The organism is Acidipropionibacterium thoenii DSM 20276 (genome assembly GCF_000423445.1).
Lineage (GTDB): Bacteria > Actinomycetota > Actinomycetes > Propionibacteriales > Propionibacteriaceae > Acidipropionibacterium > Acidipropionibacterium thoenii.
Genome location: NZ_AUHZ01000008.1, coordinates 1 through 14587, shown reverse-complemented (window position 1 = coordinate 14587; position 14587 = coordinate 1). Strand labels below are relative to the sequence as shown.

The 14587-nt window shown below is 65.9% G+C and carries 12 protein-coding genes; 7 read left to right on the top strand and 5 right to left on the bottom strand.

Annotated elements, in window-relative coordinates; genetic code table 11:
• Positions 1 to 2: 2 nt before the first annotated feature.
• The 5 genes from G554_RS16605 to G554_RS14360 form a co-directional block, all read right to left on the bottom strand.
• Entirely contained in the window at positions 3 to 689 is a 687-nt protein-coding gene (locus G554_RS16605; RefSeq protein WP_027586766.1) for a bifunctional (p)ppGpp synthetase/guanosine-3',5'-bis(diphosphate) 3'-pyrophosphohydrolase, read from the bottom strand.
• A 61-nt stretch (positions 690 to 750) separates the two neighbouring features.
• Entirely contained in the window at positions 751 to 1632 is an 882-nt protein-coding gene (locus G554_RS0103125; protein ID WP_027586765.1) for a hypothetical protein, read from the bottom strand.
• A 34-nt stretch (positions 1633 to 1666) separates the two neighbouring features.
• The gene (locus G554_RS0103120; RefSeq protein ID WP_051232319.1) at positions 1667 to 2959 is read right to left on the bottom strand and encodes an alpha/beta fold hydrolase; all 1293 of its coding nucleotides are present in this window, start codon (positions 2957 to 2959) and stop codon (positions 1667 to 1669) included.
• Positions 2960 to 3483: 524 nt separating this feature from the next.
• On the bottom strand, positions 3484 to 3627 hold the full coding sequence (locus tag G554_RS17530; RefSeq protein ID WP_154654155.1) for a hypothetical protein: 144 nt from the start codon (positions 3625 to 3627) through the stop codon (positions 3484 to 3486).
• Positions 3628 to 3762: 135 nt separating this feature from the next.
• Positions 3763 to 4812 (bottom strand): MFS transporter, encoded by a 1050-nt coding sequence (locus tag G554_RS14360; RefSeq protein ID WP_051232316.1) that lies wholly within the window; start codon positions 4810 to 4812, stop codon positions 3763 to 3765.
• A gap of 123 nt (positions 4813 to 4935) precedes the next feature.
• On the opposite strand from G554_RS14360, the gene G554_RS16600 reads away from it, so the two are divergent.
• From G554_RS16600 to cas2, 7 genes are all read left to right on the top strand, one after another.
• Positions 4936 to 5415, top strand: a complete 480-nt coding sequence (locus G554_RS16600; protein ID WP_154654154.1) for a hypothetical protein — start codon at positions 4936 to 4938, stop codon at positions 5413 to 5415.
• A gap of 645 nt (positions 5416 to 6060) precedes the next feature.
• Positions 6061 to 7269: a type I-G CRISPR-associated RAMP protein Csb1/Cas7g gene (gene cas7g / locus G554_RS0103105; RefSeq protein ID WP_027586763.1), complete on the top strand. Its 1209-nt coding sequence runs from the start codon at positions 6061 to 6063 to the stop codon at positions 7267 to 7269.
• Positions 7270 to 7272: 3 nt separating this feature from the next.
• Positions 7273 to 8859 (top strand): type I-G CRISPR-associated protein Csb2, encoded by a 1587-nt coding sequence (csb2, locus tag G554_RS0103100; RefSeq protein ID WP_084648272.1) that lies wholly within the window; start codon positions 7273 to 7275, stop codon positions 8857 to 8859.
• Positions 8856 to 11480, top strand: coding sequence for a type I-G CRISPR-associated helicase/endonuclease Cas3g (gene cas3g / locus G554_RS0103095; RefSeq protein ID WP_027586761.1), 2625 nt, complete (start codon positions 8856 to 8858; stop codon positions 11478 to 11480). Before csb2 ends, cas3g begins: the two co-directional genes overlap by 4 nt.
• On the top strand, positions 11477 to 12490 hold the full coding sequence (locus G554_RS14350; protein WP_051232312.1) for a hypothetical protein: 1014 nt from the start codon (positions 11477 to 11479) through the stop codon (positions 12488 to 12490). Before cas3g ends, G554_RS14350 begins: the two co-directional genes overlap by 4 nt.
• Positions 12462 to 14066 carry a CRISPR-associated endonuclease Cas4/Cas1 gene (locus G554_RS0103085; protein ID WP_027586760.1) on the top strand — a complete coding sequence of 535 codons (1605 nt, stop codon included), beginning with the start codon at positions 12462 to 12464 and terminating at the stop codon, positions 14064 to 14066. Before G554_RS14350 ends, G554_RS0103085 begins: the two co-directional genes overlap by 29 nt.
• Positions 14063 to 14362 (top strand): CRISPR-associated endonuclease Cas2, encoded by a 300-nt coding sequence (gene cas2 / locus G554_RS0103080; RefSeq protein WP_027586759.1) that lies wholly within the window; start codon positions 14063 to 14065, stop codon positions 14360 to 14362. The genes G554_RS0103085 and cas2 overlap by 4 nt, the downstream gene beginning before the upstream one ends.
• The last annotated feature ends 225 nt before the right edge of the window (positions 14363 to 14587 follow it).

The window sequence follows — 14587 nt, the reverse complement described above, 5'->3', positions numbered from 1 at the left end:
AGTCACCGCCCCTGGGTGAGGTCGCGGGACAGTGCCGAAGCCTGCCAGCGCGGGGCCAGCAGGCTCGACGCCGACCGGAGGATCGGGCGGGCGGCCGCGTACTTGCGCCGCAGCCGGGCCAGCCGGGCCGGGTCCCGCGGGTCTGCGGGGACCGGGTCGAGATCGCGGGTGTTGTCGAGATGGTCGCAGATCTTCACCGAGACCGCCGCCGGGGAGCCGTGGGCGCACATCTGGCGAAGATGCTCCAGATAGAGCACGTCGGGACTACCCTGCGCCGACGCCGACGGCAGCGGGTTGGTCACCTCGGCCACGATCCGGCCGACCGTTGGCCCGAAGAGATCGGCGAGAACGGCCAGGGCCCGGTCCCGCACGACCGCGTCATCCACCGGCTCCCCATCCCCAACTCCAATCCCGTCCCCGGACCCCGCAGCACCGCCATCAGATCCATGATCCAGAGCCGCTCCGGCCCGGACCAGCCTCTCGGGCTGGTCCTCGACGGTGTCGTGGAGCCATCCCGCGGCCAGCACCTCGGGGTCGGCGACCCCGCCGGCCAGCAGCAGTTCGACCACCCGGCGGGGATGGTCGATGTAGGCGCCGGGGCCGGCCGGGGTGTCCCTGCGCTGGCCCCGGTGGGCCCAGCGGGCCAGCACCTCGGGGGTGATCGCGTCGCGTGCGGGCAGTGGCTCCATGCGGCCATTCTCCCAGCCCGACCCGCCCGGCACCCTCAGTCGTCGACCTTCTGGCAGGCCCTCACCACCCTGGGCGCCTTGCAGACGTCGTCGGTGAGGGGTCGCAGCTCGTCGACCCGCACCCCGCAGGACACCACATGGGTGCAGGAGCGCACCACCTGACGGGCCTGGAACGCGGTGGGTGAGAAGTGCAGTCCCCCGCCGGTGTCGGCGTCCTCCCAGTCGGGGCCGTCGGGCAGGTTCCCGGGGTGTAGAAGATCTTCTGGCGGACCGCCCAGGCGGTGGTCCAGAAGGTGTCGACCGCCTTGTAGACGGTGGCGATCCCGCCGTCGATCGCGACGTGGAACATCTGGCACCAGGTGGTCGGGTCCTTGAGGGTGGACAGGCTCCCGTCGGCGCGGTGGACCTGCCCCTCCCGTCCCGGGGTGACGGCGTCGGGGGTGACGATGCCGACGCCTCCGTCGGGGGCCATCCCGGTGACCAGGCACATCGCCTCGTCGCCCAGCTGCACCTGGGCCAGCCCGCCGGCCCACACCCGGGAGTCCTCACCTGCCAGCACGCTCACCTCGCCACTGACCCGCGCGGCGGCCGCCCCCGACAACTCCAGCTGGGCATGCCCCCAGGCCGTCACCGATGCCGACCCGCCGGCCACCACATGGGCCCGGCCGGAGGCGTTGACCACCCCCGAACCCAGCACGGTCGCCGAACCGTCGGCGGTCACCACCCCGTCGGGACCGCTGATCACCGTCGACTCGTCGTGGGCCATCACCATCGCGTCGCTGATCGCCATCCGCGAGCTGCCGCGCAGATGGACCGTGATGCTGTTGAACATCGATCCGGCACCGCGTGGCAGCTGCAGCTCGGCGGCAGCGGGCGAGTCCACCTCCAGCACCTGGGAACCGGCCGCCAGGGCGTCCTCCAGCTCCTGCTGACTACTGATCATGGCCGCCCCCTCCGGTAGCCGCCGGTCCGGCGGGTCATCTCGCGAGCTCCCCCCGTGCCAACCTGATGAGCCGGTCGAGGACCCCACCTCCGGAGGCGTTGGACCCGTTGTGCTCGTACTGGCTGGTCACCCAGGGGTGCATTCGCGGGATGAGCGCGGCGGTCTCCATCGAGAACTGAAGGGGCACGTAGGCGTCGTTGAAGTAGACGGCGGCCGCGCAGGGCACCTGGGAGGCGGCCAGGGCGTCGGCGTCGTAGAGGGTGGGCCAGGGGTGATTGGCGACGATCTCGGCGGTCTCCTTCCACGGCCTCAGAGAGGAGTCCTCGTCGAACCAACCGGGCAGCAGGTGCTCGCCGGTGAGCAGGGTCGGATCCTTCTCGAAGGACTCAGGCAGAGTCCGTGCCGCCGACCAGGCGGTGGTGCACCCGTCGGCGTAGGAGGACTCGTGGATTACCGCGTAGAGGGCGTTGCGGCCGCCGAAGGGCAGCATCTCGGCGAGGTCGTAGCGGAAGGCGCGGGAGCTGGGCTCGCGCTCCAACAGGTAGTGCAGCTTCTCGGCGCCGCCGGAGGCCCCGAGCAGATGGCCGAGAGAGCGGACCCGGGAGGGCGAGACGAGGTCGCCGTTCGGGGTGCTCACGCCGCCGTCGGCCGCCAGCTCGAGGAGCTCGCGGATCCGGTCGCGGTCGCCGGGGAACCGCCGGTAGTACTGCTCGGACTTGGTGGCCATCGTCGCGTAGGTGGCGGCGTAGACCTCGTCGGCATGGCGTCCGACCGCCGACAGCCCACCGGTGAAGTAGCCGGCGCTCAGCGACTCGGCATGCACCGACAGGTAGCGCAGCAGGGTGAACCCGCCGAAGGACTGGCCCAGCACCGCCCAGCGCTCGACGCCGAGGTGACGACGCAGGTCCTCGCAGTCCTCGACGATCTCGTCGGCACGAAGGTGGGTGAGGTACTCGGCCTGGTCGGCGGCCGAACCCACCGGCTCGGAGACCGGGGAGGACAGCCCGGTGCCGCGCTGGTCGAGCAGGACCAGCTGGTAGTCCTCGAGGGCGCGGGACAGCCAGCCCGGGAACCCGGGGTCCGACAGGGTCGGGCGCGGAGACTCGCAGCCGGGGCCGCCCTGGAGGAAGAGCAGGAGGGGACGCCGGGTGCCGTCGGGGGTGGCCACCACCCGGGCGTAGACCTCGATCGTGCGCGGATCGGCCGGGTTGGAGTGGTCCAGCGGCACGAGAAGTCGGACGTCACGGGTGAGCAGTCCGGGGATGGCGCGCTCCCAGTCCTCGGTGGCGGCAGGGATGCAGGGGCGTGGGGTGGAACGAGAGCTCATGGCCCCACACTATTTGCCGCTCCCAGCACCACCCGGTGGGGGCCGGTGCGGGCCCGTGGCGGGACCGCTACCGAGCCGGTGCGGGACCTTGGCGCGCCGTCACATCGGGATCGGAGGGGCGGGCGGGAATGGAGTGCCCGGCGGGGATGGCGGACCCGGCGGGGAGGGCGGCGCCGGGAGAGGTTCGGGCGGCCAGGGCGCCGGATGAACCGGGCCCGGCGGTGCCGGCGTGGGAGGACGCACCGGTTCGGGACGACCCGGCGGCTCGGTGGGCGGCTGCGGACCGGGCGGGGAGGGCGGATCGATCGGACCGGGAGCAGGGAAAGGCGACGGTGGTTCCACGGGATCGGGCACTACCGGATCCGGCACCACAGGGTCGGGTGCGAGGGGTTCGGGCGCCGGCGGGGCCGCGAACGTCGCGCCGCTGATGGGGACTGTCTCACGATGGCTGTCATACATGGTGACCTCCGGCCTGAGTTTCAGCCACGGTACCCAGCCGGAGGCGCCCATCAAGGAGACGACGGTCACACCTCGGTGGGGCGATCGTCAGGGGAGACGGCGGGCCGTGAGGTGTCGCCGACAGCGATCATCGCGCACACCGTGAGGATGACGGTGGCTGCGCCGATGACGGCGAAGGGCAGCGTCCATCCGCCGAACTGGTCGTGCACGCGTCCCACCAGGATCGGCCCCAGGGAGGCGACGATGTATCCGGTGGTCTGGATGAGGGCGGTGAGACGTCGGCTTTCGTCGGGGGTGCGGCTGCGCTGGATGACGATCGTGAACAGGGCGCTGAAGAAGGCGCCCTAGGCGATCCCGCCGAGGATGCACCAGACCAGCCACAGGGAGGGGAGCGTCATCATCCCGAAGGGCAGCGCCAGCCAGCACGCGCACACGATGATCATGACGCGCCGCATGGACCAACCCATCCGGTTCAGGGCCAGCGGCACCATCAGCGGTCCGGCGACGGCGGTGATCTGGAAGACGCTGGAGGCCAGCCCGGCTCCCGACTCTCCCAGCCTGGCGACCTCGCGCAGGGCGGTGGGAAGCCAGGTGACGGTGGAGTAGTAGGCGAGGTTGTGGGCCGCGAAGGCGGCGGCCATGATCCAGGCGAGTGGCCAGGCGGCGATCGAGACGGACGGCTTGCTCCGGGCGTCCCTGCCGTGGCGTGCCTTGGTGCCGGGTGAGGAGACGGTGCCGGGAGGGACGGCGTCCCGATCGCGGCGACGCTGGGGTGGGAAGACCTTCCACCACACGAATCCGGCGATCACCCCGGGGACCAGAGCCCAGGCGGCGGTGGACCCCTGCCATCCGATGAGCAGCGCCAGCGGCGCGGCGAGGGCGGTGGACAGGGTGACCGCGATGTTGATCGAGGCGGAGTACGAGCTTGTCATCAGAGCCGTGCGGCTGCGGAAACTGCGCGCGATGACCATCGGGGCGATGAGATTGCCCAGCGTCATGCCTGCTGCGATGACCGCGGTGCCAGCGAAGGCCGCCCACACCGAGCCGGCCGAGCGCAGCACGGATCCGGCCATGATGATCACCAGGGCCCAGAGCACCGAGGAGTTGAGGTCCAGACGTCGCAGGACCAGGGAGGCGATCGGCGTCAGGGCGCCGAAGCACAGCACCGGCACGGAGGTGAGGGCGCCCATCGCGCTGGAACTCATGCCGAGGTCGCCGGCCATCCGTCCCAGCAGGGGCGGGACGGCGGTGATCGGCGACCGCAGCAGCGAGACGAAGAGCAGGAACGCGATGGTGGGCAGGGCCGCCTGCCAGGCAGCGTGGCGGAGCTGCGGATCAGGCGCCGGCTGGGTGGTGTGGTCCCCGCGGCAACCGCGAGCATCCGTGTGAGACATAGCTGGCCGCAGTCTATCGACGGCTTCCCGAGGTCATGCGGTGCACCGTTGACATTCATGGTTAACTGCTGTTAACTGGATGAGACTTGCGGACTGCGGAATCCAATGAATCAGGAGCAGGCCATGCGAACATACGAGCTCACGTTCATCATCGACCCCATCGACGACGCCACCATCGATCGCCTGGCCGCCGAGGGTATCGACTGGTCCAAGACTGGCCGCCTCCAGTTCACCCACGTCGACGAGACCAGCGAGAGCTGCACCGACGCCGTACGGACAGCCTTGGGCAACCTTCAGTCGTTGGGCGTCACGGCGTCTCGACTTCGCCTCGACCTGGTCTCCAGCTCAGAGATCGCAGCTCGAACCGGCGTCTCGCGACCGGCGGTCACGAAGTGGACGAAGCAGACGTCAGGGAGCCAGGCCTTCCCCATCGAGTTCGACTGGTCGACAACCGGGCCCATATGGGTGTGGGCCGACGTCAACGACTGGCTGAAGACCACGGGCAAGGCCGGCTACGACGAGGTGTGTTCCCCCAGCCTGGCCGAGGTCGAGCAGGCGAATCGCTGGATCGCAGACAATGCCAGCACGTTCGCCTCGATCTAGCCGGGACCTCCGCCCTGCCCCACAGGGGGATACCGTGTCCCACGGTGCAGCCCTTCGTTGAGGCGTGGGCCTTATCTGTCTTCGCTGTACTTCACATGAACATGCGGCTGCGGTCGCCCTTCGATCATTCATCGTACGTGGGCCTTATGTGTCTAGCACTTGTCATCGGAACGACATCATGTTAGGGTCGCGCCATGCGACGCTGCAGTCGGCACACATGAGACCTGGGAGCAGGCATGGGATCCGGTCAAGAACTCGATCGACGCGCGATCCGCAAGCGACTCAAACCGCAAGTCGCTGAAGCGGTCCTTTCGGCGATGAGCCGAGGCTGGACAGCTCGAGAACAAGGTCACGGAGTACGCATCTACTGCCCCGGTGCGGGCCCAGCGCATGCACGACACCAGATGAGCATCGCAGGAACACCGAAAGATGCGGGCGCGCAGGCGAAACGTGTTGATCGATTCGTCCGCAGATGCTCATCCGCATCGATCTAGCACCACTGAGCAACACAGCTCCCGTCCACTCGCTGACACTCTCCGGCGCCCAATCTCACCGGCGCCACCCAAAACTGTCGGACCCCTCCGACACACTGAACCCTACGGGCCCAACCGACCCGCAGCGCCTCCAACGATGAAAGGCTCAATCATGGATCCACTTACTTTCGCTGACGTCGACTCGGCATGCCGCGCCGGTGGTGCCACCGTGCTCTCCTCCGTCACTGATCTCGTCCCCGCCGCAGGATCGCATGCCGGCATCGCGCCCGCGCGATACGTCACTGGGAACCAGGGGACCTACGCCTATGAGACGAGGTACATCGACGATGAGGCGAAGAGTGCTGTCATTGTCGACAGCAAGGCCAGTCAGCTCAACCGCATCGAGGAGGCGATCGCTCTCGCCATTCAGGAGGGTGACCCCGCCCTCTCCCGGATGCCGAGTATCCGCGTCCACTACGAGGGCCATCCGGAGTACACGTCGTTCGACTACCAGCTGCCGCACCGCTTCACGGACGGACATATTCGTTTCGGCACCCACGAGGGAAAGCCGGTCACCGAGTATCCGATCTACGTCGACGCCCGTAACGCCACTACTGCCAACGCGACCGCCCTACTGGAGCTCAGCCCCGTCAGCCTCGTGCTCGGCTCCTGGGACTCGACGCGCAGGGCCCACCAGGCCAGGTACCGCTCCTGTGCGACCGGGGAGATCATCGGCGTCCTCGCTGACCAGACTGAGAGCGGCCGCAAGCCGGCGCCGCGCGGAGCGGCACGCAAGGACGATCTCGCTCCGAGTGTCCAGCTCAGCGAGAAGGACATGTTGACGCTGTTGAAGACGCAGGAGGACGAGATGTCCTCGAAGACCGTCGAGGGCATCAAGAAGAAGGCCAAGGCCGCCAAGTCGGGGAAGACGTCGGCATCAGTTCTGGGGCTCGGCTCGATCCCACCGAGCCTCGACGCCCTCGGCCTCGTCTCGTGCAGCACGATCATCCGATCTCACGTCCTGAGCTTCTCGGCGCTGCGACAGATCCGCTTCGGTTCCGACAATGAGGCCAACGTCGCCTGCCGTTCCCTGCTCGCGGCACTGGCGCTGCACGGCATCGCACTGGCCGATGAGGAACTCACTCTGCGTGCGAACTGTGATCTGCGCGAGGCCAGCGGTTCCCGCGTCGCCCTGGACGGACGTCGTGGGACTCAGCGTGAAATTCTCCCACTCACCCGTGAGGTCACTGGACCTCTGCTCGGTGAGGCGATCGACGCTGCCGCATCCAAGGCCGGAATCCACTGGGATGGTCAGGTCTTTGAGGTGACAGGCAACCCCATCATCCTCGGAGGCATCGAGACCGACGCGGACGAGGACTGACCCATGCCCGCACTCACCGTCAGAGCTCATTTCCCTCTCGGGGTGTTCCAAGGCCATGCAGAGGATGGCTCGCCGTCTCGCATTCCCGACACTGCGCGGCTGTACTCGGCGCTCATCAATGCTGCCGGAAACGGAACGGAGGCGGAGTTCCGCAAAGGGCAGCTGCGGCTCTCATCAGAGTCTGTTGCAGCATTGAGCTGGCTCGAGCATCATCCACCGACCCGGATCATGATCCCCGACCACGTTCCCGCATTCGGACGGGCTCCGATTACCAGCTATCGCGATGATGGCACCGCGGAGAAGCCGCCCAAGAGCAAGACCGGTCGTATCAGGAAGTCCAGTCGGACCATCAGCACCTCGACCGCACTGTCCGGGGCGGTCGGATGGTTGTGGGAAGACGCTCCTACGCACGTTGTGGAGACGGTCGGTCGGCTGTGTTCCGACGTCTCCTGCCTTGGAGAGTCCGACAGCCCCGTCGTGCTGACACTCGAGCATATTGACGCGACCCACGAGATCGTCTCCGAACCAAGCGAGCTGCACCCCCGCGGTGTTGCAGTGCGAACTCCGGGGCCAGGAAGACTGGAGGAGCTGGAGACGGCATGGGAGGCGGAGCATCCCGCGAAACTCCCGACAAGGACTCAGGACAGGCCGAAGCTGACCGAGCACCCGGCGGGCTCAAGGATCCCGAACTCTGCACTGCAGGCGCTCCAATACGAGAGGCTTGCGCCCTCGGCGCCGTCCTCTGATCCGTGGACAACGGCTCTCGTGATGGCTGTCTCTGAAGCGCTCAAGCCTCATGAGGTTGTCGACTGGTGTGTCGCAGCCCATCGGATGCTCGTTGCGAGGATGGGCGACTCCGCTCCGGCAAGCGTCACCGGGAGCTATGCGAAAGGTGTCGAGCGCCCCGCGAACAGGGTCGCGATCCAGTACATTCCTGCAAGTTGCCTACCGAGGCTGCCATTGGCGGGCAATCCCGAGACCGAGTTCTCCAGTGGAGCCCTCGCAGTCCTCCTGCCTGCGGACCTGGCGCCAGAGGACCAGCTCGAGATCACATCGGCTCTCAACGCGCCTAACAAGCGGGTGTGGAAGCGCGGTGCGGACGGATCCCGACAGAGTGTGGAGCTTCGCGACGCCCACCTGATCGGACTCCACGACTTCTGGCCCGAAGTGCACCCGGGATGGCACCGTGCGTGGCGGAGCATTGGAGGGCTGATCCCCGAGACCAGACGCCAACCCGATCATCCGGAACTCGGCCACTGGGGTTTCGAGCAAGCTGCCCTGCTGTCACTGGCGCATGTCTTCCGCGATCACCTGGAGTGTCCTCCGACAAGAAACTACTGGGCGATGATCGAGGCCGTCTCCGACGTGTCACGAGGTGGCGCCTCCGTGCTGGCCACCCATCGGATCGCCGACTCACGAATCACTCGCTACGTCCACAAAGCCCCCAAGTCGATCGGCGTCGTACAGCCGTACAGCGCAACCCTCGATCTTGGCGCACTCGTCGGGGATCGAACCCTCATCGCCATCGGCCAGTCCCGCCATCTCGGTGGAGGTCTCCTCGTGCCCGTTGATTCACCGGAGGAGTCATGACACTCACCATCAGCGATTTCCCGCGATTCTTCGCCGGGGTCAACGATGGCCACCGGCCGTTCCCCTGGCAGATGCGCTTGGTCAGCACTGTCCATTCCGAAGGTAGGTGGCCTGCTGCAATCACCGCCCCGACCGGTTCCGGGAAGAGCGCCGTCGTTGAGGCCCACGTCTTCCTGACCGCCCTGGCTGCCGTCCACGCTGGACCTCGACTGCCGCGACGCCTGTGCGTCGTGGTCGATCGACGGGCCCTGGTGGACTCTCAGGCGGACAGGGCCGCGCGAGTTCTGGACTGGCTCGAGTCATCGTCCGATCCTCTGGCCACGGAGATGGCCGACGCCCTTCGCGGATTGACCTTCGGGGATGACTCACGGCCCATGGTCCTCGCCAACCTGCGTGGCGGGATCGCCACAGACAGACGTTGGATCGACGATCCCAGCGCCTGCGCGGTAATCAGCGCCACCCCTGACATGTGGGGAAGCCGACTTCTCATGCACGGCTACGGAACCAGCAAGGGTGCCCGACCCCGTGATGCGGGTCTTCTGGGAGTGGATTCGGTCGTCGTCATTGACGAGGCACACCTGTCCAGGCAGCTCCTCGGCACGGCACGTTGGGTGGCCTCCTTCACCGACACGAGCGCCTCTGCGATCGGGGTGCCCGGGCTACAGGTGGTCGAGTCGTCCGCCACGGCGAGGGTCGATGACGGTGGCACCGCAATCGGGATCTCCGATGAGGATCTCAACGACCCCGGCCTGCACCCAAGGATGACGCGACCAAAGCCCGTTCGGCTCATTGAATCCCCCGACTGGAATGGCAAGCGCGCAACGAGCAAGTACGTTGCCCAGCTCACTCAGGAAGCCCGGAGTCTCCGCGAGAGCACCGACGGCGGCACGATCGGATGCATCGTCAACAATGTGGACACCGCCCTGAAACTGGCGGACTCGCTTGGAGACAACTGTCCGTGCTGGGTGGGACCGATGCGTCCCATGGATCTCACCGCGATCAAGAGCGAACACCCAGAACTGTTCGGACTCCGGGCAGACGTCGGGAAACCGACATCTCCATACCTGGTCGCGACACAGACGGTCGAGGTTGGCATTGATGTCGACTTCTCAGGACTGCTCACCGAACTCGCCCCTGCCGACAGCCTCGCGCAGCGCTTCGGGCGAGTGAACAGAAAGGGATCACGAGAAGCCGGCCCCATCACGGTTGTGGGGCCACGCGAACATGACATCAAGGATCAGTTGCCCTACTTGGCAGCAGATCTCCAAGCCGGCCGGTCCTGGTTGAGGGATCTCTCAGATCCGAACGACGCCAGTCCATGGCACATCATGTCCTGTCCTCCTGCTCCGAAGTCGCCGGAACGAGCGATCGTCAAGCTGCCTCACGTCGGCGACGTCATGCGCTGGGAGGCAACGTCCGACACGCCACTGGCCGAGGAGGAACTCGAACTCTGGATTCGGGACTCCCTGCGACCCGATCGCCTCCAGGCCGGGCTTGTCATGCGTGCGGCACTCCCGGTCGATGACGCCGTTGCGATTCCCCTGCTCGGCGCCACACGACCGGTCGACGATGAGGTCTTCCCCGTCAGCGTGGGTGTGCTCCGGGCTCTCGCGGACCGCATCTTGGTCGGCGATGAACCACATTCCAGAGCCTTTCTCTATCGTGAGGACGAGGTGAGCGCACTCTCTCGCTCCGACGACGACTCCGTAGACATTCGCAATGGCGATGTCGTCATCATCGATACCGGTCATGCGGTGACACGCAAAGGCGTCGTCGTGCTCGACGCCACCAAGCCAGAGCCCGTCGCGACCGCCAATGGAGCGGAGGGAACACGCGTCATCATCGATGGCACGCCGGGAGAGCGCTGGTTGACAGAACTATGCGGCCTGGGAGACGAAGAAGCCCAGGACGCGTTCACTCAAGCGGGGGAAACCGGCGTCATCACCCGGGGACCCGATCTGGGCGAGAACTCCGATCTGCCATGGATCGTGGTGAAACCGCAGGCTGTCGTGTCCGACGACGACTCCATCCGACAGGAATGGACATCATCGGAGCACCTGGTCACCCTTGATGCGCATCAGGACGGGGTGGCACGGTGTGCCGAGTCCCTCGCCGCCCGGATTGACTTGGATTCTGCGATCAGCCGGCTTCTGTATCAGGCCGGACTTCACCACGACGACGGAAAGGCAGACCCAAGGTTCCAGAAGCATCGGCTCAATGCACCCGATGGCACGCTGCTGGCGAAGAGCCCGGCACGCAGTGCGCAGTGGACCTCTCGTCGCAAATGGGCCGGGGGACTGCCTCAGGGCTGGCGTCATGAGTTGCGTTCGGTAGCCGTCGCCTGGCCAGCGATCGAAGCCGCCTCCGACCCTGAGCTTGTCGCACGGTTGATCGGCACCAGCCATGGTCATGGCCGCGTGCTCCCGCAACTCAACGCGGAATCACTCACCGGAGAGAACGACGATCGAGAACTCAAGGACAGGGCCAGGGAGCTGTTCGTCAGCGGGGAGTGGTGCTCACTCATGAGTCGGACCAGCCGGCGTCTCGGCGCCTGGACATGCTGTTACCTCGAAGCCGTTCTGCGCGCTGCGGATTGCCACGTCTCCAAGGAGGGATCATGAACATCATGCTCGCCGGGGGCCTCAACAGTGCTCTCACTCATTTCGCTCTCGTCGGTCTCGCAGGAATCCTCGAGGAGGCCGATTGTCAACGGGTGAGACTTGGCTGGACGGACGAGGCGAGCGCCCAGCCCATACTCACCTGGGAAGGCGATGAGGCGTCCGTGATCGTCCAAGCGCATGCCTCCCGCCACGCGCAGGGTGACTCGTGGGTTCAGGCCAAGGTCCCGAATGGCAAGACGGGACTGTTCAGCCCACGGATCAAGCCTCCCGAGACGTCTTCCGGATGGAGTGCGCTGGAGGACCAGCGCGAGAAGGCTCTGACTTCGGAACTGACCGAGCTGGACCTCTTGATGATCACCAACCTCGGTGAGCCTGGATACTGGGTCATCGCAAACAAGGAGAGCCAGCCGGACCGTGCAGCATCTCGTTGGGAGATGAAGACGCGGAATCGAGGCGAGGAGTTCGTCGGAAACCGCCTCGCTCCACTCGCGGAGGTCGTCGCCAACCGATCGACGACATCGATACAGGACGGCCTGACCGGCAAGACGGTGACTGACACCGCCGGAAAAGGACAACCCGACTCCAGAACGTCGACCGGTCTGACGCCTCCGGGACCAGCGGACGATGCACTCGCCTGGTGCGGTCTCTGGGGGATCGGTGGATTCACAGTGGTACCCGCTGTCAGCAGGGTCAGCGCCACTGCGGGAGCCTCCCCGCTCCGGGCGCTCCACACGAAGAACGCCCTGATCCCGATTGCCGATCACATGCTGTCGTTCACGGCATGGCGAGCCCTCATGGCGGAGAGTTCCGTCAATGAACTGACCTCTGCGGATGACGAGCGGCGGCAGGCCGCCGCGAATCAGCTGTCCCACAGGGGGATCGCCGGGGCCTGTCAGTTCCGAGTCCGTAAGGGGGGGAGTTCCAGCGCGCCAGAACGCATGATTCTCGGCGGAGAGTTTCATCCACTGGAATACTTTCCCCATGGATACCCAGGAGATAATTCCGATTAGTCTGATCTCGCACACCGTGTTCTGCCAACGCAGGGCATGGTTGGAGGCACAGGGAGAGGAGGTCGACAGTTTCGCAATATCCGCCGGGACGATGGCCCACAAACGCGTTGACGATGCGTCGGAGTCTCGCCCCGGCACGGAACGGGCGATGCTCATACACAGCGATAAACTCGGTCTGACCGGCCGTTGCGATGTTGTTCAGTGCGACGACGAGGGCCGCCTCGACGTGATCGAGTACAAGTCGACACCTGTCAGGAGACGCGCAGAGATCACCGAGCCACAGCGGATTCAGGTGATCGCTCAGGCAATGTGTCTCGAAGAGATGGGATACGAAGTCTCCGAGACTGGCGTGTACTTCACGAACCACCACAAACAGATCCCCGTCGACCTTGACGACGCTTCCCGCAGTGAGTGTCGCGCGTGGGTCGATCGCACCAGGCAGCTGATCCAGGCTGACCGCGCTCCAGAACCATTGCTGGATGACCCGAGGTGCGTCGGCTGCTCGCACGCGACCGTGTGCCTTCCGGACGAGAATCGCTTCGCAGATGGACAGCCTGCTCGGAGCATCTCAGTGTCAGATCCAGACGGGTCCATCCTGCACATCACGGTCCCCGGAGCTCGTGCAGCGCTCCGGCAGGGTCGCGTCAAGGTGTCGAGGTCTGGCGAGGAACTGGCCAGTCTGCCCCTGGAGAAGGTCTGCGGGATTGTTGTCCACGGCAATGGCGACCTGTCGAGTGCACTGATCCGAGAAATGCTGTGGCGCCGCTTGACGGTGGTCTGGTGCAGCAGCCGCGGACGGGTCGTCGGCTGGGCCTCGAGCGCCGACTCGCCCAATGGCCAGGCCCGAGTGCACCAGCATGTGATGTCTGAACTGGGATGTCTTCCAGTGGCTCAGCAGATGATCCGAGCGAAGATTGGAAACCAGGCGACGCTCATCCGCCGCAACGGGAATCAAGTTGACCAGGTCGCTGATATGCGCGACCTCGCCCGAGCTGCAACGTCAACGGTCTCTCTGCCGGAGCTCTTCGCGCTGGAGGGCAGGGCTGCACAGATCTACTTCTCGGCGTTCCCCTCCATGTTCAAGAGTGACGAGGGGCAGGAGTTCTTGGCCATGTGGCCAGGTCGGCATGGACGCGGCGCCACGGACCCTCTGAATGCGGCACTCAATTTCACCTACAGCCTGCTCCTCTCGGACTGCATTAGGGCGCTCGTGGCGTGCGGCCTGGATCCCCATGCGGGCTTCCTCCACTCTTCGAGCAGAAACAAGCCCGCACTCGCCCTCGACCTGATGGAGGAGTTCCGCGCTCCGATCGCGGACTCCGTGGTGGTCACTTGCATCAACACCGGCGTTCTCAAGTCGGTCATGTTCTCCCATACCCTTGGAGACTCCCGGCTGACCGCGCAAGGGAGGACGGCGCTCGTCTCCGCGTATGAGCGAAGAGTCACAACCGAAATATCTCATCCGACGTTCGGCTACACGGTTTCCTGGCGGCGATCGATCGAGGTCCAGGCCCGGATACTCCTCGGCGTCGTCGACGGCACCAGAGATGAGTACAAGGGGATGACGATCCGGTGAGGCAGGACAGTCATCGGTTTCTCATCGCCTACGACGTCCCGGATGACAAGCGCCGCAGTCACATCGCAGTGACACTCAAGCGATTCGGACTTCGAGTCCAGTACAGCGTGTTCATGGTCGACTGTTCGCCCAGCCATGTGCTCACCTTGCAGCGCGAGCTCGAAGAGATCATGAATCGGGACGAGGACTCGGTGCTGGTGAGCGACCTTGGTCTGTCGAAGACTGCGGACGACCGGGCGGTGGCATGGCTGGGGCACTCTCGCTACATCGTCGGTAACGGAACGATGATCATCTGAACGGGTCGGCGAGCGGTCCGACGCCACGCGAAACCACGGGGACCGCTCGCGATGCCGTTTCCCCTTGTCAACGCAGTCCTGTCACCGGTTCTGGCGTCTACTCCGGACGATCGAGCGGAGTGAGTAGGATGATGTCTCGCGGGAGACCGGTGGCGAACCTTGTCAGAGGCCTCTCTGCGAGGCCGCTAAATCGCTCCTCTTTCCAGAGGAGCCCTTCGTTGAGGC